We start from the raw sequence: 18,955 nt of genomic DNA on the forward strand, positions 1-18,955 counted from the left end.
CACCCCTGTTCGGGGCTGCTGGGCGTGTCCGGAGGCCCGCATATCCGCCGACCCGACGGGAAAGCGCGGGGCGTCCGACAGCCCACACCGGAGCAGGAGAAAAACATGCCTTTCATTACCGTGGGGACGGAAAACTCCGCACCCATCGACCTGTACTACGAGGACCACGGTTCCGGTAAGCCGGTGGTGCTCATCCACGGCTTCCCGTTCAACGGGGCAACGTGGGAGAAGGAAACCAGCGTGCTGCAGAACGCCGGATACCGGACGATCACCTACGATCGGCGCGGTAACGGCAACTCGGCGCAGCCGGCCTTCGGGTACGACTACAACACGTTCGCCGCCGACCTGGACGTGCTGATGACCGAGTTGGACCTGAACGAGGTGACCTTGATCGGTCACTCGATGGGCACCGGCGAGGTCGTCCGCTACCTGGCCAACTACGGCTCCCAGCGGGTCAGCCGGGCCGTGCTGCTCAGCCCGCTGCAACCGATGTTGGCTAAGGCCGACGACAACCCCGAGGGCGTCGACCGCAAGCTCTTCAAGGGCTTCCAGGACGCCATCATCAAGGACCGCTTCGCCTATCTGACGTCCTTCTGCGACGCGTTCTTCAACCCGGACCAGAACATGGGCAAGCGGGTCAGCGAGGAGGCGTACCGGGCGCACTGGCAGATCGGCGCGATGGCCTCCGGCAAGGCCACCCACGACAGTGTGGACGCCTGGCAGGAAGATTTCCGCCCCGACCTGCCGAAGATCAACATTCCGGTGTTGATCATTCAGGGTGACCAGGACCGGGTGCTGCCCTACCCGGTGACCGGCCAGCGGCTCGGGCCGATGATGCCGACCGGCCAGCTCATCACGCTCAAGGGCGCGCCGCACGGCATCCCGTGGACCCACGCCGACGAGATCAACAAGGCGGTCCTGGACTTCATGAAGCAGCCGGCCAAGGCGCGCGCCTGACCCGTACCGGTAGCCGATCGGACGCCAGCGCTGTGAGGCGCCGCGACACCCGGCCCACGGTTCGCACCGGGGCCGGGTGTCGTCGTCGGTCAGGCCCGGCGGGCCACCACCGCGCCGTTGGCCCCGGGGGCATCGAACGGCACCGTCCGCACGTCGACGAAACCGGCGTCGGTGAGCCAGGCCGCGTACTCGGCGCCCGAATAGTTGCGCCCACCCTCGGTCTCGACAAGCATGTTCATCCCCATCAGCGCCGCCTCGGGAGGCCCGGTGCGTTCGTCGTTGAGCAGCAGTTCGCAGACGACGATCGCCCCGCCGGACGGCAACGCCGCGTGGCACCGGGCCAGCAACGCCCGGTTCGTCGGCTCGTCCCAGTCGTGCAGGATCATGCTGAGCAGGATGACGTCGTGGCCCGTCGGCAGCGCCGGGTCGGCGAGGAAGTCACCCGCCACCGCGTCGATCCGCCCGGTCAGGCCGGCCTCCGCGATCCGCTCCCGGGCCCGCACGCAGACGTGCGGCAGATCCAGGACTGTCGCCCGCAGCTCGGGCAGGCGGCGGCAGAACTCGATCGGGAACGCGCCGGCCCCGCCGCCGACGTCGAGCAGCCGGCGGTGCGCCGAGAAGTCGTACGCGTCGGCCAACGCGCTGGCGGTGAAGCTGGACGTGGAGAACATCGCGTCCCAGAACTGCGCCAGCATCTCCGGGTCGGCGGTGTCGAACATCGACTGTTGGGCCTCCGGGTCCCAGGTCAACGGGCGATCCGTGCGCAGTGCCTCGCCGATGCGGTGCCACGGCAGGTAGGTGCGCAGGTCGGAGTAGCGGATCTGCGCGCCGAAGTAGTACGGGCGACCCTCGACCAGGAACTGCTCGGCCAACTCGGAGTTGCGGTACGCGTCGCCGGCCTTCTCCAACAGCCCGAGTGAGGCACTGGCGGCCAGTAACAGGTCCGCCGGCCGGTCGGGTAACCCGAACTCGGCGGCGGCCTCCTCGACGGTCATCGTCCGCCCACCGGCCAACCTGGTGAACAGGCCGAGCTCGACGCCGGCCGCGAGGGTCTTGAACCCCCACACACCGGCCACCAGACGCATGAGGGGAGTGGGAGTGATCATGCCGACATGAGATCACAGATCGGCGCTTTCCACGATGGACGGTCACGCCCGTAGCAACGTCACCAACCCCGCGGCCACCAGCACCCCGGCCCAGAGCCGGTCCACGTTGAACCAGGCCCGACGCAGCACACCCACCCCGAACACCTGGTAGACCAGCACCGCCACGGCCAGGGCGACGCCGAGCATCGCCACGGTGTGCACCCCGGCCGCCGCGAGGCCGGACAGCGCACCGACCGGCGCGGCGACCAGGTGCCCGGAGTGACCCCCGGGCACCGGCTCGGCCACCAGCACCGGCACCAGCATCAGGCCCGCGCCGTGCGCCGACGACATCAGGAACGACCAACCTGCGAGCTGCCCCGCCGACAACCGCATCCCCGCCCAGCGGAAGTGCCGCTCGGAGAGCAGTCGCCACAGCCCGAACGCGACCAGCAGCACGCCGCCGAGCACCGCGAGGGCGCTGCTCGCCGTCACCGACCGGGTCGCGGCGACCAGCGCGGCGACGATCGCCACCGAGGCGAGATGCCCCGCCGCGATCGGCGGCAGGGCCCGCAGCAACGCCATCCGGCTGCGCTCCTGAAGGCCCCGGGCCACCGCGAACAGCCACCCCATCGCCGGGTTCAGACCATGGAACGCGCCGAGCGCGGCGAGCGTCGCCAGGGCGGTGAGGGTCACGGAAAGCAGTACGAGTCGGAGGAGGCGTCCCCGCCCTGCAACCGGGTCTGGTGCACCCGCAGGCCCCGGAACTCGTCCCCGTGCGGGAAGAACCGCTCATCAGGGGTGAGCCCACCGGTGTCCACGTCGACGTCGAGCTTGGCCAACCAGGCGCCCACCCCGTCGGGGTAGAACTGGTCGTCCCACGCGCCGTAGAGCGAGTTGCTGACGTACACCCGCCGACCGTCCCGGCTGACCTCGACCATCTGCGGGCCACCGGCCAACGGCTCGTCCGGCGCGGACGGGTGCGCGCTGCGGCGGACGATCCCGCCGAGGTGCACCGAGCCCGTCTGCACCGGGTGCAGCGGGTCGCTGACGTCGTACTGGCGCAGCTCGCCGGTGCCCCAGCAGGAGACGTAGAGGAACCGGTCGTCCACCGACAGGTCGATGTCGGTCACCAGCGGCGGCACCGCCCCGAAGGGTTTGAGCAGGTCGGGCAGGTCCGCCGGGTCGGCCGGCTCGGCCGGGATGTCGATCACCCTGGTGACCGCCCAGCCGTCCCCGTCGCGGTGCCACAACCAGATCGAGGCGGACAGGTCCTCGACGCTGATCACCACACCGACGAACCCGTACGACTTCGTCGGGTCGTGCGCCGGCCGCAGCTCCAGCGGCATCTGATACGCATCGCCCAGGTCGACCCGCTGCACGTGCCGGCGTTTCGCCAGATCCCAGAAGTGGATGGCGTGCCCGTAGCGTCGGCCCAGCAGCAACTCACCGATGATGCCGTCCTCGATCATCGACGGAGTGCCCCACTCGCTGGTGACCAGCACGTCCTGGGTCAGGTGCCACCACACGTCGTACGCCAGGAACTGCGGACCCCGGTCGGCCTCCCACGCCCCGCGTACCTCGAACGTGGTGTGATCCAGGATGGCGATGCCACCGGGACCCTCCTCGCCGTCCGCGCCACCGAGAGCCGAGAGGTAGATGCCGTCCGGCCCACAGTGCACTGTGTGCGGCCGGGAGTAGCCGGCCCGCTTCGCCAACTCCTCGGCCCCGATCACCTTGACGATCTGCGGCTGGCGTGGATCAGGCTGGGTGTCGAGCACGTGGATGCGCGACGACCGCAGGCCGGGCACGATCAGGTAGCGCCGCTCGACGTGCGGGTGCGGGGCGGTCGGGCAGAGCGCGCTGCTGCACGCGTTCCAGCCGAAGTGGTGCAGCTCGTCACCGACGTACGGCAGGTCGGTCCAGCCAACGACCCGGCCGTATTCGGGGGAGTCGGGGTCGGTGTCCAGCACCACTATGGCGTCCGGACGGCTGGCCGCCCGGTCGAAGGCCGCCACGTAGGCGAGTTTCTCCGTCGGTGCGGTCACCGCCTCGCGCGGCGAGGGGTAGAACGTGGGATCGGGAGTCCAGCGGGTCATCACAGCTCCGCTCGTCAGGTGGTGGGGACGCCAAGTCGGTCGAGCAGGTGGCGGCGCAGCGCGCCGAAGGCCGGGTCGTCCGGCGTACGGGTGGGACCGAGGTCGACGGGCAGGTCCGCGGCGATGCGACCCTCGTCGAGGAGCAGGATCCGGTCGGCGAGCAGCAACGCCTCCTCCACGTCGTGAGTGACCAGCAGGGCGGCGAAACCGTGCTCGGCGCGCAGCCGGCGCAGCAGGATCTGCATCCGCAGCCGGGTCAGCGCGTCCAGCGCGCCGAACGGCTCGTCGAGCAGCAGCAGGTCCGGTTCGCGGACCAGGGCCCGCGCCACGGCCACCCGCTGCGCCTGCCCGCCGGACAACTCGGCCGGCCAGGCGCGGTGCCGCTCGGCGAGACCGACCTCGGCCAGCGCCCGCCGGACACGCCCTGGAGCGTCCACACCGGACAGCCCGAGCCGCACGTTGTCCGCCACCCGTTTCCACGGCAGCAACCGGTGTTCCTGAAAGACCACGGCGGCGGTGCCGTGCACGACGATCGTCCCGCTGGCGTCGCCGTCCAACCCGGCGAGAATCCGCAGGAGTGTGCTCTTGCCGGAACCGCTGCCGCCGAGCAGGGCCACCACCTCACTGCGGGCGATGCTCAGGTCGACCCCGGTCAGCACGACGGTCGGGCCGAACGCCCGGCGCACCGCGTGGGCGGTCAGCACCGGCTCGGCGCCGTTCAGGTGGCCCGCAGTCCGCGACGCCATGTCAACATCCTCCTCTCCAGGACCCGCAACGCACTGTCGGATATCAGCCCGAGCAGGGCGTAGACGAGCAGGCCGAGCACCACCACGTCGGTCTGGCTGAACTCCCGCGCCTCCATCATCAGAAAGCCGATCCCGGTCTGGGCGTTGACCTGCTCGCCGACGACCAGGCTGAGCCAGGCCGCCCCGATCGCCAGCCGCAGGCCGAGGAAGAGCGACGGCAGCGCACCGGGCAGCACCACGTGGCGCAGCCGGGCGGCCTGGCCCAGACCACAGGTGCGGGCGACCTCCACCAGCCGTTCGTCGATGTCCCGGATGCCGGCGTAGGTGTTGAAGTAGATGGGGAAGAACGCGCCCAGCGCCACCAGGCTGATCTTCAGCGACTCGCCGATGCCGACCCAGATGATCAACAACGGCACCAGCCCGAGGTGTGGCAACATCCGGGCCATCTGCACCGGCGGATCGACCAGGTCGTCACCGAGTCGCAGCAGCCCCGCCACGGTGCCCAGGGCCAGCGCCAGAACGCCGCCGATGAACAGCCCCGCTGCGGCCCGGGTGAGGGAGTCCACGAGGTGGACGGCGAGCGTCCCGTCCCGGCTCAGTCGCCAGCCGGTGGCGAGGACGGCGCTGGGCGCGGGCAGCTTCTCCGGTGCGAGCACCCCGGTCCGGGCGGCCAGTTCCCAGCCCAGCACCAGCACGACCGGGCTGACCAGCCGCCGCCACCGCCGCGTCGAGCGGGGGCGCCGGGGGTCGGCCGGCGCGACGGCCACGGCTTCGGTCGGCGTTTCCAACAGCTGTGTACGGCTCACTGGAACACCGCGCTGAAGCGGTCGTCCACCCGGCTCCTGATGTCGACGGGCCCCGGAATGAGGTCCAGCGCGATGAAGCTGTCGGTGATCGCCTGCAGTTCGTCGCCGATGGCCGGGGTGACCGGGGCGAGCGGCTTGGCGCTGCGGTCGAGAGCGCGGCTGGTGACGTCCTCCGGGATCTTCAGCTCCGGCGCCAGCGTGCGGGCCCGCTCCTGCGGGTTCGCGATGCCCCAGTCGGTAACCTCGCGGTAGCGCTGCAGGAACGCCCGGATGTCGTCCGAGCGCTTGTCGAGCGCCTGGGGCGCGGCCAGCACGTACTCGCGGTTGCTGGCCAGGCCTGTCGCGTCGGCGAGCACCCGGACGCCCGGCTGCTCGGCCAGCGCGAAGTACGGGTCCCAGATGACCCAGGCGTCGACCTGTCCGCTGTCGAACGCGGGTCGTCCCTCGGCCGGCTTGAGGTACTTGACCTTGATGTCCTTCAACGTCATCTTGTTGGCCTCCAGCAGCCGGACCAGCAGCCAGTGCACGTTGGAGCCCTTGTTGAGGGCGATCGTCCGGCCCTTGAGGTCGGCGAAGCTGCGGTAGCCGCTGTCGGCCTTGACCAGCACCGCCTCGCCCTGCGGGATCGGAGCCGAGGTGCCGATGATGGAGAACGGGATCTTGCCGGCGGCGGCGAAGACGGGTGGGGCCTCGCCGACCTGTCCGATGTCGATCGACCCGGCCTTGAGCGCCTCGGTGAGGGCCGGCCCGCTCTCGAACAGCGACCACTCGACGCCCGGGGTCTCGCCGCGCGCCTTGACCAGGCTCAGCCCTCCGAAGCGCTGGTAGCCGATTCGCAGCTTGCCCGCCTCGTCTCCGGCGTCGGCCGACCCGCCGCAGGCGCTCACGGCGGCCGTGGCGAGCAGGACCAGCGCGGTGAACGCGGCTGTCAGCAGGCGGTGACGCGGGGGATGAGGCGTCGAGGGGGTGCGCATGGCGGCTCCTTGGGTCGGGCAGGTGCGCCGGGCCGCATCGACCGGCGTGGGTGATCGTGGGCGGTAGCCTACTAACCCGATAGGTTTTATGGGTAGGCTGTCGGCGGGATCGTCCCACCCCTCAGGAGGTGCCCGCTTCACCGCGTGCGCCGACCGCCCCCGCTCACGGAAAGAGCCGCGATGACCCTCACCTTCCACTGGTTCCTGCCCACCAACGGCGACAGCCGCGACATCGTCGGCGGCGGGCACGGCGTACCGACCGGTGCCGCCGGAGGCGCCCGCCCGGCCAGCGTGGCGTACCTCGGACAGATCGCCCGCAGCGCCGAGCAACTCGGCTTCGTCGGCGCGCTCACCCCCACCGGCGCGTGGTGCGAGGACGCCTGGCTGTCCACGGCGATGCTCACCGAGGTCACCGAACGCCTCAGGTTCCTGGTGGCCTTCCGGCCCGGCCTGACCTCACCCACCCTCGCCGCCCAGATGGCCTCCACGTTCCAGCGGCTGTCCCGGGGCCGCCTGCTGCTCAACGTGGTCACCGGCGGCGAGTCATCGGAGCAGCGGGCCTACGGCGACTTCCTGGACAAGGACGCCCGGTACGCGCGGGCCGACGAGTTCCTGCACGTCGTCCGCGCGCTGTGGCGGGGGGAGACGGTGGACCACGCGGGCAGCCACCTGCGCGTCGAGCAGGCGCGGCTGCACCGGTTGCCCGACCCGGCCCCGCCGGTCTACTTCGGCGGCTCGTCGGCCGCAGCCCTCCCGGTGGCGGTACGGCACAGCGACGTCTACCTCACCTGGGGCGAGCCGCCGGCCCAGGTCGCCGAGAAGCTGCACCGGGTCCGGTCGCTGGCCGCCGCCGTCGGGCGGGAACTGCGCTTCGGCATCCGGCTGCACGTCATCGCCCGCGACACCGCCGACGAGGCGTGGGCGCAGGCCCGTCGCCTGCTCGACGGCATCGCCGAGGCCGACATCCGGGCGGTCCAGGACGGGCTGCGCCGCAGCGAGTCCGAGGGGCAGCGCCGGATGCTCGACCTGCACGGTGGCTCCCGCGACGGGCTGGAGGTCGCCCCCAATCTGTGGGCGGGGGTCGGGCTGGTCCGTGGCGGGGCCGGTACCGCGCTGGTGGGCAGCCATGCCGAAGTCGCTGATCGGATCGCCGAGTACCACGCGCTCGGCATCGACGAGTTCATCCTCTCCGGCTATCCCCACCTGGAGGAGGCGTACTGGTTCGGCGAGGGGGTGCTGCCGATCCTGCGCGACCGCGGGCTGTGGCGGCACCCCGACGGCGCGCGGAGCGCGGCGAGCCACGTCGACATCCCGTTCGCCGGCTCGCCCGCGCCGGAACCCGTCGGGGCTCGCTGACCCGGCCGACGGCACCGCCGCCGCGGCTAGGCGGGTCGGCGGGCCATCCGTCGGCCGATCCGCCGCCCGGCGAGGCTCACCAGCGTGCTGCCGACCGCCATCCCGACCAGCACCAGAATTCCGCCTACCACCCACAGCCCGCTGTCGTCGGTCCCGGCGGCCCGCCACGACCAGACCGCTGTGAACGCCACGGTCATCACCGGCGCCACCAGCCACGGGCTGAGCCGCGTCCCGGCGAGCCCGGCCAGCAGGACGAGCGTCAACACACAGCCGATCACCTGCCACGGCTCGTACGGGCCGCTGCTCGCGCCGGTCTGCGCGTCGACCGTGTACCGGGTGTCCCAGCCCAACCACAGGACCCACGCCCCGATCGTGGCCGCCGCCAGGAACAGAACACCGAGCAGTGCCCGCGTACCCCTCGTCGCCGTCATCCGGCGATCATGCCCTGCCGACCGCTTCACGGGAATACGCGTCGGCGTCCGGTGTGATCCGGTGGGCTGTTGCCTCGGTCGGTGGCGATCCTCTACGGTCGGCTCAGCGGTGGGCGGTGCGGTCCGCAACCGACCCGACACCGCCGGTTGCCCGTCGTGCGGGCCGGGATGGTGGAGTCCCGGGTCGCCCCGGCGGCGGTGCCCCGGCGGTCGTGTGACTCCCAGCTCGTCCCCGGGTCCGCCCGGGGTGGCTCCGCGTGGAGCCGACGGCGAGCCGGGGCACGCCGACCCACCGGGAGAGCCCCGTGTTCCTCAGCCCGCACGAGCAGGACCGCCTGCTCGTCCACGTCGCAGCCGATGTCGCCCGCGCCCGCCGCGAACGCGGCCTGCGCCTCAACTATCCCGAAGCCGTCGCGGTGATCACCGCGTTCCTCCTCGAAGGGGCCCGCGACGGGCGGTCGGTGGTCGACCTGATGTCGGCCGGCCGGGCGGTGCTCGGCCGCGACGACGTCCAGGACGGCATCCCCGAGTTGCTGAGGGAGGTGCAGGTGGAAGCGACGTTCCCGGACGGCACCAAGTTGGTGACGGTGCACCACCCGATCCCGTGATCCCCGGGGAGATCCTGCCGGCGACCGACCCGGTCGAGATCAACGTGGGTCGCCCGGTGACCACACTGCTCGTGGTCAACACCGCCGACCGCCCGGTGCAGGTCGGCTCGCACTACCACTTCGCCGAGGCCAACCCGGCGCTGTCGTTCGACAGGGGCGCGGCGTGGGGGCAGCGCCTCGCCGTGCCGGCCGGCACCTCGGTCCGGTTCGAACCGGGCATCAGCCGCAGCGTCGACCTCGTCCCGCTGGGAGGCGCGCGCGTCGTGCCCGGCCTGCGGGGCGAGTGCGCCGGACCGCTCGACACCCCGACGGCCGACGGGTCGCCGCGGTGAGCGCCGTGCGGCGGGAGCGTTACATCGACCTGTACGGGCCGACGACCGGTGACCGGATCCGGCTGGCCGACACGAACCTGCTGATCGAGGTGGAGACCGACCACTGCGTGGGCGGCGACGAGGCGGTGTTCGGCGGCGGGAAGGTGATCCGCGAGTCGATGGGGCAGTCCCGGGCCACCCGGGCCGAGGGGGCCCTGGACACCGTCATCACCGGCGCTGTGGTGCTCGACCACTGGGGCGTGGTCAAGGCCGACGTGGGGCTGCGCGACGGGCGCATCGTGGCGCTCGGTCGGGCCGGCAACCCGGACACCATGCCCGGCGTGCACCCCGACCTGGTCATCGGCCCGTCGACCGAGGTGATCGCGGGCAACGGGCGGATCCTCACCGCCGGCGCTGTCGACACCCACGTGCACTTCATCTGCCCGCAGATCGTCACCGAGGCGCTGGCCAGCGGCGTCACCACGCTGGTCGGCGGCGGTACCGGGCCGGCCGAGGGGACCCGCGCGACAACTGTCACCCCGAACGCCTGGCATCTGGCCCGGATGCACGAGGCGCTGGACACGATGCCGGTCAACGTGCTGCTGCTCGGCAAAGGCAACACCGTCTCCGACGAGGCGCTGTGGGAACAGTTGCGGGCCGGTGCGGGTGGTTTCAAGCTGCACGAGGACTGGGGCACCACACCTGCGGCGATCGACGCGTGCCTGCGGGTGGCGGACGCGTCCGGGGTGCAGGTGTCGATCCACACCGACACGCTCAACGAGGCCGGGTTCGTCGCCGACACCCTGCGGGCGATCGGTGGACGGGCGATCCACTCGTACCACACCGAGGGCGCCGGTGGCGGGCACGCGCCGGACATCATCACCGTGGCCAGCGAACCGAACGTGTTGCCGTCGTCGACCAACCCGACCCGGCCGTACACCGCGAACACCCTGGCCGAGCACCTGGACATGTTGATGGTCTGCCACCATCTCAACCCGTCCGTGCCGGAGGACCTGGCCTTCGCCGAGAGCCGGATCCGACCATCCACGATGGCCGCCGAGGACCTGCTGCACGACCTCGGCGCGATCTCGATCATCGGTTCCGACGCGCAGGCGATGGGCCGGGTCGGCGAGGTGATCACCCGGACCTGGCAGAGCGCCCACGTGATGAAGGACCGGGTCGGCGCGCTGCCGGGTGACGGGGCCGCCGACAATCACCGAGCCCGACGGTACGTGGCCAAGTACACGATCTGCGCGGCGATGGCCAACGGGCTGGAACGGGAGATCGGCTCGGTCGAGCCGGGCAAGCTCGCCGACCTGGTGCTCTGGGATCCGGCGTTCTTCGGCGTACGACCGCACCTGGTGCTCAAGGGCGGCATGATCGCGTACGCCCAGATGGGTGACGCGAACGCCTCGATCCCGACACCCCAGCCGATGCTGCCCCGGCCGATGTTCGGGGCGTACGGCGCGGCGGCGGCCGCCACCAGTCTGGCCTTCGTGGCTCCGGCGGCAGTGGACGCCGGGCTCCGCCTGGACGTACGCCGCCGGGTGGTGCCGGTGAGCGACGTGCGGTCGCGGGGCAAGGCCGACCTGCCGGAGAACAACGCGATGCCGCGCATCGAGGTGGACCCGGACACCTTCACCGTGCGGATCGACGGGCAGGTGGTGGAGCCGGACCCGGTGACCCGGCTGCCGATGGCCCAGCGGTACTTCCTGTTCTGATGGCGACGCCGAGCCTGCTGTTGCTGTTGGCCGACGGGCGGTTCCCGGCGGGGGCGCACGCGCACTCCGGTGGTCTGGAGGCGGCCGTCGCCGCCGGCCGGGTCACCGACCTGGTCACGTTGGAGGCGTTCCTGGCCGGTCGGTTGGCCACCGCCGGTCTGGTCGGCGCCGCGTTCGCGGCCGCCGCGCACCGGACGGCGGTGCCCGAGACCGTCGGCTCGGCGCACCCAACCCGCTCGGGTGTCCTGACTGGACCCGCCGTCAGGTCGCAGGCGCTGGCCCGGCTCGACGCGGAGCTGGACGCGCGTACCGCAGCACCGGCGCTGCGGGCGGTCTCGCGCCGACAGGGCCGGGCTCTGCTGCGGGCCGGCCGGGCCATCTGGCCGGACGCCCCGTTCGCGGATCTGCCCGCGACGCCCGGTGGCGCACACCAACCGCTGGTGCTGGGTCTGCTCTGCGCCGCGGCCGGGCTGTCCCGCGTCGAGACCGCCACGATCGCCGCGTACGGGACGGTCACCGGGGCGGCCAGTGCCGGCGTACGTCTGCTCGGCCTCGACCCGTACCGGGTCCAGGCCCTGCTGGTCGGTCTGGCCGACGCCTGCGACGGCACCGCTGCCGACGCGGCACGGGCCGCCGACGGCCCACCGGAGCGGCTGCCGGCCGCCGCCGCTCCACTCGCCGATATCCATGCCGAAATCCATGCCACCTGGGAGGTGCGTCTCTTTGCGTCCTGACACCGTTGTGCCGAGCGCTGTGCCCGCCGTCGACCCGACCACGCCGCCGGCCGCCCCACCCCACGACGAGACCGTTCCGCACACCCACCCGGAGCCGGGGGTGGACCCCCACCCGCCGTTGGCGCGCGCCGGCCGTGCCCTGCGGGTCGGCATCGGCGGCCCGGTCGGTTCCGGCAAGACGGCCCTGGTGGCCGCCCTCTGCCGGGCCTTCGCCGACGAGTTGCGGCTCGGCGTGGTGACAAACGACATCTACACGACCGAGGACGCCGATTTCCTCCGGCGGGCCGGGGTGCTGGACCCCGCCCGGATCCGGGCGGTGGAGACCGGCTGCTGCCCGCACACGGCGATCCGCGACGACATCGGCGCCAACCTGGACGCCGTCGACGAACTGGCCGAGACGGTCGGCCCGTTGGACCTGGTCCTCGTGGAGAGCGGTGGGGACAACCTGACCGCGACCTTCAGTCGAGGGCTCGTCGACCGGCAGATCTTCGTGGTCGACGTGGCGGGCGGGGACAAGGTGCCCCGCAAGGGTGGGCCGGGGGTCACCGCCGCCGACCTCCTCGTGATCAACAAGACCGACCTGGCACCGCTGGTGGGTGCCGACCTCGCGGTCATGGACCGTGACGCGCGAGCCCGGCGCGGCGACCTCCCGACCCTCTTCCTGTCCATCGTGGGAGATCCCACGGCGTCAGCGGTCGCGGAGTGGATCCGGCACGAGCTGGCCCACCACGCCGACCTGCACCCGCTCACCGCGCCGGTCGGCCCGGCCTGATGCGAGCACTCGCCCGGCTCGTCGCCCGGGCCGACGATCGGGGCGGCACAGCAGTGGTCGAGCTGCGCGGCGAAACGCCGTTGCTGCTGCGCCAGACCCCGACCGACGGTGGTGTCGCCACTGTGCACCTCGTCGGCGGGGCGGCCGGACCGCTCGCGGGCGACGATCTGCGCCTGGAGATCGAGGTGGGCCCGGGAGCGGCGGTCCGGGTGCACAGCGTCGCCGCGTCCATCGCCCTGCCGGGCCGCTCGGGTGCCGTGTCCCGGATGGCGGTGCGGGCGGTGGTACACGCCGGTGCCACGCTGCACTGGCTTCCGGAACAGCTGGTCGCGGCGGCCGGCTGCGCGCATCTCGCCGAGTCCCGAGTCGAGCTGGCAGCCGGTGCGAGCCTGCGCTGGCGCGACGAGCTGATCTGCGGCCGGTACGGCGAGACGCCCGGCGGCGCCGTGGTGCACACCCACGTGGACTACGCGGGTCGACCACTGCTGCGCCAGTCCCTCGCGGTGGGACCGCACGCGCCGGGCTGGGCCGGCCCGGCGGTGCTCGGCGGCGCCCCGGCCACCGGGTCGCTGCTGGTGGTCGACCCGTCGCGACCCGTCGACCCGCCGACGGTCGAGAGCGGTGTCGCCCGGCTGCCGTTGGCCGGCGGACCGGCGACGCTCTGGACCGCCACCGCCCCCGATGCGCACACCCTGCGCGCCCAGCTCACTGGCTAGGAAGCCCTGTCGGTCCGCCTGGCGCCCCGGCCGTTCTGGAAGCGGACACTGCGGAGAGCGTGATGTCTGTGAGTCATCGTGATGACTCACAGACATCACGCTCGCGGCGGGGTGGCGTTCGCGTCGGGGGCAGGGCGAGACGGGCGGCTCGCCCAGGGTTGGTCGGTGCGCCGGCCAGAGGTCAGCGGTGGCGGCCGGACGCGTGAACGTGCTCCCGCTGCGGAGCCGGGGCAAGACGGCCGATCAGGTCGTCGAGCTGGCTCGCCAGGTCGGCGGCGTGCGGCACTCCCAACTCGGCGAGGCTCGCGCGGACCCGCTCGTCCAGGCGGGCGTGCTCGCGGCGGCCTCGATCGCTCAGGTACGCCCGGATCCGACGGCGGTCGACCGGATCGATCCGGCGGAAGACGAGATTGCGGTCGACGAGCTGGTCGACCAGCTTGGTGAGGGTGCCCGGCGGCAGCGACGCCTCGGCGGACACCTCGCTCATCGGGTGACCCTGGCCGTCGGAGAGCAGGCAGAGCACCCGCCAGGCCTCGATGCTCAGCCCGTCGTCGGCCAGCACAGCGCCCAACCGGCGGGAGAGCAGCCGTTCGGCGCGGGTGAGCGAGCGCAGCAGGTCGGCTGGCGCCCCGGGCACGTCTGACATGAAACTCCCTGGTCCGGTGGCAGTGTCATGGTAGCGAGTCGTCCCGGCCAGTGGTGAGCGCTGGTCTTCCGTCGGGGGCCGGGCAATCATGTGCTCATGTCCGCGCCGGCACCGCCGTGGCTGACCGTCGACCGTGCCGTGGTCAGCATCGCGCTGGTCTACCCGATGCGCGGGCCGGCCGGCATGTTCGGCCCCACCTGCGAGCTCTGCGCGCAACTCGCGGTGGAGGAGATCAACCGGTGTGGTGGCGTGCTGGGCCGGGAGGTGCGGCTGGTGCCGGTCGACGGTGGCGCACCGCCGGCCGAGGTGGCTGCCGAGGTCGAGGCGTTGGTGTCGGTGGGGGCCGTGCAGGGGGTGACCGGGTGGCACATCTCCTCGGTGCGCCAGGCGTTGGCGCCCCGCGTGGCGCACCGGGTGCCGTACGTCTACACCGCACTCTACGAGGGCGGTGAGCGTACCGAAGGGGTCTTCCTGACCAGCGAGACACCGGATGCCCAACTGTGGCCCGCGATGCGGCTGCTCGCCGGGGAGCAGGGGGTGCGTCGCTGGTTCGTGGTGGGCAACGACTACGTCTGGCCGCGTCGTACCTCGCGGGCGGCCCAGCGGTACGCGCTGCGCGGCGGCGGGCAGGTGGTGGGCCGGCACTTCCTGCCGTTGGACGCGCACGACTTCACCGAGGTGTTGCGCCGCATCGAGCACAGCGACGCGGACGCGGTGTTGATGCTGCTGGTCGGTGCCGACGCGGTGCGGTTCAACCGCGCGTTCGCCCGATCCGGCCTGGATCAGCGCTGCCTGCGGCTGAGCACCCTGATGGACGAGAACATGCTGCTGGCCAGCGGTGCCGGCGCGACCCGGAGGTTGTACAGCACGGCCGGCTTCTTCGCCGGGCTGGTGACCCCGGAGAACCTCGACTTCCACGGCGAGTTCGCCAGGCGTTTCGGGGTGGAGGCGCCACCGCTGGGCAGCCTGGGGGAGTCCTGTTACGAGGGTGTCATGCTGCTCGCCGCGCTGATCGCTCAGGCCCGCACCCTCGACGTGCGGGCCATCGAGACGGCCGCCGACACGGTCGCCTACCACGGGCCGCGTGGACGGCTGCGGCTGCGTCAGCGGCATGTGCGTCAGCGCATCTACCTGGCCGAGGCGGACGGGTTGGACTTCACAGTGCTCGCCCAACTCTGAACGGGCGTCGGGAATCGGCCGACCAGGCCCTTGACAGCGCCACCCGATCCCGTCCTAAGATGCTTCCTGCGTGAAGTATCTGGCCGGGCGGTCAGCTGTCACCATTGTGCGCCCACCGTCGGCTGATTCTTCCGCCCACCATTGTGGTGGCACTTATCTCGCGTCTTTCCCAACGGCCGACACCGTTTCCTCCCCACGGTGTCGGCCGTTTTTCGTGCGCGCCTGACGGGCCCCTCGGAAACAGTCAATTAAGGACCGGGAAACACCCGCGCAATCATGCCGGTCGACGCTTTCCCTGCCCATATCCGATCCGGTGCCCCGCACGGCGTCCACCCGTCGACCTCGGCATCGCCCACGTCAGCTCCATCGGACCGCACCGACCGTCCTTAACGTCACCTGAGTGCACCGCAGGGAGAGTAGATGTCATTATTCCGGGGCCGCCGCATCCTGGCGGGTGCCATGACAGTGGTCGCCGCGGCCGCGATGACCGCGTGCGGCAGCAAGACCACCGACGAGGGCGGCGCCACCGGCGTCAGCGCCGACGTCTCCGGCGACACCGTCAAGGTGGGCCTGCTCAACTCGCTCTCCGGCACCATGGCGATCAGCGAGGTCACCGTTCGCGACGCCATCATGCTCGCCGTCGAGGAGATCAACGCGGCCGGCGGTGTCCTCGGCAAGAAGATCCAGCCGGTCGGTGAGGACGGCGCCTCCGACTGGCCCACCTTCGCCGAGAAGGCCGAGAAGCTCATCTCCGAGGACCGGGTGGCCGCCGTCTTCGGCTGTTGGACCTCGGCCAGCCGCAAGGCCGTCAAACCGGTGTTCGAGAAGAACAAGGCGTTGCTGTTCTACCCCGTGCAGTACGAGGGTCTGGAGCAGTCGCCCTACATCTTCTACACCGGAGCGACGACCAATCAGCAGATCGTTCCGGGGCTCGACTACCTCAAGGCGCAGGGCGCGAAGTCGGTCTATCTGGTCGGCAGCGACTACGTGTTTCCCCGTACCGCGAACAAAATCATCAAGGCGTACGCGACCGCGAACGGGATGGCCGTGCTGGGCGAGGATTACGCGCCGCTGGGCTCCACCGAGTTTGGCACCATCGTCAACAAGGTCAAATCGTCCGGCGCGGACGCGGTGTTCAACACGCTCAACGGTGACAGCAATGTGGCCTTCTTCAAGGAATACAAGTCCGCGGGGCTGACCGCCGCCGCCATGCCGGTGGTGTCGGTGTCGATCGCCGAGGAAGAGGTCAAGAGCATCGGCACCCAGTATCTGGAGGGCCAACTGACGGCCTGGAACTACTACCAGACCACCCCGGGCGCGGCGAACTCGAAGTTCGTGGCCGCGTACAAGGCGAAGTACGGCGCGGACAAACCGACCAGTGACCCGATGGAGGCCGCGTACGTCGGGGTCCACCTGTGGAAGGCGATGGTCGAGAAGGCCGGCGCCTTCGACGTGGAGAAGGTCCGCTCCGCCTCGGACGGCATCACCTTCGACGCGCCGGAGGGTCTGGTCACCGTCGACGGCAAGACGCAGCACATCGCCAAGACCGCCCGGATCGGCAAGATCGGCGCGGACGGTCTGATCACCGAGGTGTGGAACTCCGGCAAGCCGGTCGCGCCGGATCCGTACCTCAAGACCTACCCGTGGGCGAGCGGCCTGAGCTGACGACGCCGGCCCGGGCGGGCCGCGCGGAGACGCGCCCCGCCCGGGTCACCCGACCAGCAGTACGGAGTACCCACCGTGACAGTCCTCTTCGGTCAACTCTTCACCGGCATCAGCATCGGCGCGGTGCTGCTGCTCATCGCGCTCGGCCTCGCGCTGACCTTCGGCCAGATGAACGTGATCAACATGGCGCACGGTGAGTTCATCATGGCCGGCGCGTACACCACCTACGTCCTGCAGCAGAGCATCACCGGCGCCGGCCTGTCGCTGGTGGTCGCGCTGCCGGTGGCGTTCGTGGTCGCCGGCGCCATGGGTGTCCTGCTGGAGGTGCTGCTCATCCGCCGGCTCTACGCCCGACCGCTGGACACCCTGCTGGTCACCTGGGGGGTGTCACTGATGCTGCAGCAGCTGGCCCGCGACGTCTTCGGCAGCCCGAACGTGCAGACCCGCGCGCCCGAACTGCTCACCGGCAACGTGGCGCTGCCCGGCGGGCTGACCATCGCCAACAACCGGCTGTTCATCCTGGCCCTGGCGCTGGCCGCCGTCGCGGCGCTCACACTGGCGCTGCGACTCACCCCGCTCGGGCGTCGGATCCGCGCGGTGGTGCAGAACCGCGACCTCGCCGCCGTGTCCGGCATCGCCACCTCCCGGGTCGACCGGACCACCTTCTTCCTCGGCTCCGGCCTGGCCGGGGTGGCCGGGGTGGCGCTCACCCTGCTCGGCCCGATCGGCCCGACCATGGGCACCAACCTGATCATCGACGCCTTCCTGGTCGTCGTGGTCGGCGGGATCGGCCAGCTCAAGGGCAGTGTGATGGTCGCCTTCGCCCTCGGCGTGCTCCAGGCCACCGGGGAGTACCTGACCACCCTCAGCGTCGCCAAGGTGATCGTGTTCGTGGCGATCGTCGCGTTCCTCCAGTGGCGGCCACAGGGCCTGTTCACGTTGCGGACCAGGAGCCTCGCATGACCGCCGTCACCCCCGCGCCGCCCAGCACCGCCGTCGCACCGGCCCCCGCCGGCGCCGCACCACCGAACCCGCCGGGACGGCGCTCGCGGCTGCGGACGGCGGCCGGGTTCGCCTTCGGCGCGGCGCTGCTCTTCGCCGTCGCCCCGCTGGTGCTGTCGGACTTCCGGCTGGCGCTGCTCGCCAAGTACCTCTGCGTCGCCATGGTCGCGGTCGGCATCGGGATCGCGTGGGGCCGGGGTGGGATGCTCACCCTGGGTCAGGGCGTCTTCTTCGGCCTGGGCGGCTACGCGATGGCCATGCACCTCAAGCTCGCCGACGCGGGCCCGGGTGGGATGCCCGACTTCATGCAGCTGTACGGGCAGCTCGACGAGCTGCCGCTGTGGTGGCGGCCGTTCGCCAGCCCGTGGTTCGCGCTGCCCGCCACGGTGCTGCTGCCGATGGCTGTCGCCTTCGGGCTCGGCTCACTGGTGTTCCGCCGCCGGGTGCGCGGCGCGTACTTCGCCATCCTCAGCCAGGCGCTCGCCGCCGCGATGGTGATCCTGCTGATCGGTCAGCAGGGCACCACCGGCGGCACCAACGGGCTCACCGACATCAAGGGCTTCTTCGGCTACGACCTGGACGACCCGGTCAACCAGCGGATGGTGTACTTCATCATCGCCGGGACGCTGCTGGCGTTGCTCGCGCTGACCCGGCAGCTCATCCACAGCCGCTACGGCGAGCTGCTGGTGGCGGTCCGCGACGGTGAGGAACGGGTCCGCTTCCTGGGCTACGACCCGGCGTCGGTCAAGCTGGTGGCGTACGTGGTCGCGGCCGGCATGGCCGGGCTGGCCGGTGCGCTGTTCGTGCCGGCGGTGGGCATCATCTCGCCGGCGCTGATCGGCATCGTCCCGTCGATCGAGTTCGTCATCGGCGTCGCTGTGGGTGGCCGGGCCACACTGCTCGGGCCGGTGCTCGGCGCGGTGGCGGTGGCCTGGGCGCGGACCGCCCTGTCCGAGCGGTTCCCGGGCACCTGGACGTACCTGCAGGGGTTGCTCTTCGTGGTGGTGGTGGCGTTCCTTCCCGGCGGCCTGGCGTCGCTGTGGGCGCTGGCTCGCCGCCGTGACGTCGGCGCGCGGCCGGTGCGGCGCGGGTGGTTGCCGGCGGCCCGACGACGCGCCGAACGGACGGAGGTGCCTGCGGCATGAGTGAA

The 18,955-nt window shown here is 71.6% G+C and carries 20 protein-coding genes; 12 read left to right on the forward strand and 8 right to left on the reverse strand.

The window, feature by feature from the left end; genetic code table 11:
- Positions 1-105: 105 nt before the first annotated feature.
- Positions 106-957: an alpha/beta fold hydrolase gene (locus tag AB0C03_RS05525; RefSeq protein WP_210858965.1), complete on the forward strand. Its 852-nt coding sequence runs from the start codon at positions 106-108 to the stop codon at positions 955-957.
- A gap of 89 nt (positions 958-1,046) precedes the next feature.
- Here AB0C03_RS05525 and AB0C03_RS05530 read toward each other — a convergent pair whose 3' ends face one another.
- The 6 genes from AB0C03_RS05530 to AB0C03_RS05555 are packed head-to-tail and all read right to left on the reverse strand — an operon-like array spanning position 1,047 to position 6,664.
- On the reverse strand, positions 1,047-2,063 hold the full coding sequence (locus AB0C03_RS05530; RefSeq protein ID WP_357634668.1) for a methyltransferase: 1,017 nt from the start codon (positions 2,061-2,063) through the stop codon (positions 1,047-1,049).
- Between the two features lie 42 nt (positions 2,064-2,105).
- Positions 2,106-2,735: a hypothetical protein gene (locus tag AB0C03_RS05535; RefSeq protein ID WP_357634670.1), complete on the reverse strand. Its 630-nt coding sequence runs from the start codon at positions 2,733-2,735 to the stop codon at positions 2,106-2,108.
- Complete coding sequence (locus AB0C03_RS05540; RefSeq protein WP_030335433.1) at positions 2,732-4,138, reverse strand: selenium-binding family protein; 1,407 nt, start codon at positions 4,136-4,138, stop codon at positions 2,732-2,734. The genes AB0C03_RS05535 and AB0C03_RS05540 overlap by 4 nt, the downstream gene beginning before the upstream one ends.
- 14 nt (positions 4,139-4,152) lie before the next feature.
- Entirely contained in the window at positions 4,153-4,884 is a 732-nt protein-coding gene (locus tag AB0C03_RS05545; RefSeq protein WP_357634674.1) for an ABC transporter ATP-binding protein, read from the reverse strand.
- Positions 4,857-5,690 (reverse strand): ABC transporter permease, encoded by an 834-nt coding sequence (locus AB0C03_RS05550; protein ID WP_357634676.1) that lies wholly within the window; start codon positions 5,688-5,690, stop codon positions 4,857-4,859. The genes AB0C03_RS05545 and AB0C03_RS05550 overlap by 28 nt, the downstream gene beginning before the upstream one ends.
- The gene (locus AB0C03_RS05555; protein WP_030335438.1) at positions 5,687-6,664 is read right to left on the reverse strand and encodes an aliphatic sulfonate ABC transporter substrate-binding protein; all 978 of its coding nucleotides are present in this window, start codon (positions 6,662-6,664) and stop codon (positions 5,687-5,689) included. Before AB0C03_RS05555 ends, AB0C03_RS05550 begins: the two co-directional genes overlap by 4 nt.
- Positions 6,665-6,844: 180 nt before the next feature.
- Between AB0C03_RS05555 and AB0C03_RS05560 the strand changes: the two genes are divergently transcribed.
- Positions 6,845-8,020 (forward strand): LLM class flavin-dependent oxidoreductase, encoded by a 1,176-nt coding sequence (locus AB0C03_RS05560; protein WP_210866206.1) that lies wholly within the window; start codon positions 6,845-6,847, stop codon positions 8,018-8,020.
- Between the two features lie 26 nt (positions 8,021-8,046).
- On the opposite strand, the gene AB0C03_RS05565 is transcribed toward AB0C03_RS05560, so the two are convergent.
- On the reverse strand, positions 8,047-8,451 hold the full coding sequence (locus AB0C03_RS05565; RefSeq protein WP_030335442.1) for a hypothetical protein: 405 nt from the start codon (positions 8,449-8,451) through the stop codon (positions 8,047-8,049).
- 305 nt (positions 8,452-8,756) lie between these two features.
- Here AB0C03_RS05565 and AB0C03_RS05570 point away from each other — a divergent pair, with 305 nt between their 5' ends.
- Genes AB0C03_RS05570 through AB0C03_RS05595 form a run of 6 tightly spaced genes read left to right on the forward strand, consistent with a single transcriptional unit; the run spans position 8,757 to position 13,313 of the window.
- Positions 8,757-9,059 carry an urease subunit gamma gene (locus tag AB0C03_RS05570; RefSeq protein ID WP_030335444.1) on the forward strand — a complete coding sequence of 101 codons (303 nt, stop codon included), beginning with the start codon at positions 8,757-8,759 and terminating at the stop codon, positions 9,057-9,059.
- Positions 9,056-9,391 carry an urease subunit beta gene (locus AB0C03_RS05575; protein ID WP_030335446.1) on the forward strand — a complete coding sequence of 112 codons (336 nt, stop codon included), beginning with the start codon at positions 9,056-9,058 and terminating at the stop codon, positions 9,389-9,391. Before AB0C03_RS05570 ends, AB0C03_RS05575 begins: the two co-directional genes overlap by 4 nt.
- Complete coding sequence (locus AB0C03_RS05580; RefSeq protein WP_030335448.1) at positions 9,388-11,091, forward strand: urease subunit alpha; 1,704 nt, start codon at positions 9,388-9,390, stop codon at positions 11,089-11,091. The genes AB0C03_RS05575 and AB0C03_RS05580 overlap by 4 nt, the downstream gene beginning before the upstream one ends.
- A complete protein-coding gene (locus AB0C03_RS05585) occupies positions 11,091-11,825 on the forward strand; it encodes an urease accessory protein UreF (protein WP_030335450.1) in 735 nt (244 codons plus the stop codon). The genes AB0C03_RS05580 and AB0C03_RS05585 overlap by 1 nt, the downstream gene beginning before the upstream one ends.
- Positions 11,815-12,597 carry an urease accessory protein UreG gene (gene ureG, locus AB0C03_RS05590; RefSeq protein ID WP_357634684.1) on the forward strand — a complete coding sequence of 261 codons (783 nt, stop codon included), beginning with the start codon at positions 11,815-11,817 and terminating at the stop codon, positions 12,595-12,597. The genes AB0C03_RS05585 and ureG overlap by 11 nt, the downstream gene beginning before the upstream one ends.
- On the forward strand, positions 12,597-13,313 hold the full coding sequence (locus tag AB0C03_RS05595) for an urease accessory protein UreD (RefSeq protein WP_036412142.1): 717 nt from the start codon (positions 12,597-12,599) through the stop codon (positions 13,311-13,313). Before ureG ends, AB0C03_RS05595 begins: the two co-directional genes overlap by 1 nt.
- A 181-nt stretch (positions 13,314-13,494) precedes the next feature.
- Here the strand turns inward: AB0C03_RS05595 and AB0C03_RS05600 are convergent, their stop codons facing one another.
- The gene (locus AB0C03_RS05600; protein WP_030335457.1) at positions 13,495-13,959 is read right to left on the reverse strand and encodes a MarR family winged helix-turn-helix transcriptional regulator; all 465 of its coding nucleotides are present in this window, start codon (positions 13,957-13,959) and stop codon (positions 13,495-13,497) included.
- 96 nt (positions 13,960-14,055) lie between these two features.
- Between AB0C03_RS05600 and AB0C03_RS05605 the strand changes: the two genes are divergently transcribed.
- From AB0C03_RS05605 to urtC, 4 genes are all read left to right on the forward strand, one after another.
- Positions 14,056-15,138, forward strand: a complete 1,083-nt coding sequence (locus tag AB0C03_RS05605) for a substrate-binding domain-containing protein (protein ID WP_357634689.1) — start codon at positions 14,056-14,058, stop codon at positions 15,136-15,138.
- A 420-nt stretch (positions 15,139-15,558) separates the two neighbouring features.
- Positions 15,559-16,803 carry an urea ABC transporter substrate-binding protein gene (urtA, locus tag AB0C03_RS05610; protein WP_030335461.1) on the forward strand — a complete coding sequence of 415 codons (1,245 nt, stop codon included), beginning with the start codon at positions 15,559-15,561 and terminating at the stop codon, positions 16,801-16,803.
- A gap of 75 nt (positions 16,804-16,878) precedes the next feature.
- The gene (urtB, locus tag AB0C03_RS05615; RefSeq protein ID WP_030335462.1) at positions 16,879-17,766 is read left to right on the forward strand and encodes an urea ABC transporter permease subunit UrtB; all 888 of its coding nucleotides are present in this window, start codon (positions 16,879-16,881) and stop codon (positions 17,764-17,766) included.
- Complete coding sequence (urtC, locus tag AB0C03_RS05620) at positions 17,763-18,950, forward strand: urea ABC transporter permease subunit UrtC (RefSeq protein ID WP_030335464.1); 1,188 nt, start codon at positions 17,763-17,765, stop codon at positions 18,948-18,950. The genes urtB and urtC overlap by 4 nt, the downstream gene beginning before the upstream one ends.
- Positions 18,951-18,955: the final 5 nt, after the last annotated feature.

Source organism: Micromonospora parva, from assembly GCF_040649675.1.
GTDB classification, from domain to species: Bacteria; Actinomycetota; Actinomycetes; order Mycobacteriales; family Micromonosporaceae; genus Micromonospora; species Micromonospora parva.

What these genes read in the sequence shown, in the direction of transcription:
- urtC (WP_030335464.1), top strand. Translation starts at nt 17,763, where the DNA reads ATGACCGCCGTCACCCCCGCGCCGCCCAGCACCGCCGTCGCACCGGCC.
- AB0C03_RS05560 (WP_210866206.1), top strand. Translation starts at nt 6,845, where the DNA reads ATGACCCTCACCTTCCACTGGTTCCTGCCCACCAACGGCGACAGCCGC.
- AB0C03_RS05525 (WP_210858965.1), top strand. Translation starts at nt 106, where the DNA reads ATGCCTTTCATTACCGTGGGGACGGAAAACTCCGCACCCATCGACCTG.
- AB0C03_RS05600 (WP_030335457.1), bottom strand. Translation starts at nt 13,959, where the DNA reads ATGTCAGACGTGCCCGGGGCGCCAGCCGACCTGCTGCGCTCGCTCACC.
- AB0C03_RS05565 (WP_030335442.1), bottom strand. Translation starts at nt 8,451, where the DNA reads ATGACGGCGACGAGGGGTACGCGGGCACTGCTCGGTGTTCTGTTCCTG.
- AB0C03_RS05555 (WP_030335438.1), bottom strand. Translation starts at nt 6,664, where the DNA reads ATGCGCACCCCCTCGACGCCTCATCCCCCGCGTCACCGCCTGCTGACA.
- AB0C03_RS05530 (WP_357634668.1), bottom strand. Translation starts at nt 2,063, where the DNA reads ATGATCACTCCCACTCCCCTCATGCGTCTGGTGGCCGGTGTGTGGGGG.
- AB0C03_RS05585 (WP_030335450.1), top strand. Translation starts at nt 11,091, where the DNA reads ATGGCGACGCCGAGCCTGCTGTTGCTGTTGGCCGACGGGCGGTTCCCG.
- urtA (WP_030335461.1), top strand. Translation starts at nt 15,559, where the DNA reads ATGTCATTATTCCGGGGCCGCCGCATCCTGGCGGGTGCCATGACAGTG.
- AB0C03_RS05540 (WP_030335433.1), bottom strand. Translation starts at nt 4,138, where the DNA reads ATGACCCGCTGGACTCCCGATCCCACGTTCTACCCCTCGCCGCGCGAG.
- AB0C03_RS05595 (WP_036412142.1), top strand. Translation starts at nt 12,597, where the DNA reads ATGCGAGCACTCGCCCGGCTCGTCGCCCGGGCCGACGATCGGGGCGGC.
- AB0C03_RS05605 (WP_357634689.1), top strand. Translation starts at nt 14,056, where the DNA reads ATGTCCGCGCCGGCACCGCCGTGGCTGACCGTCGACCGTGCCGTGGTC.
- AB0C03_RS05545 (WP_357634674.1), bottom strand. Translation starts at nt 4,884, where the DNA reads ATGGCGTCGCGGACTGCGGGCCACCTGAACGGCGCCGAGCCGGTGCTG.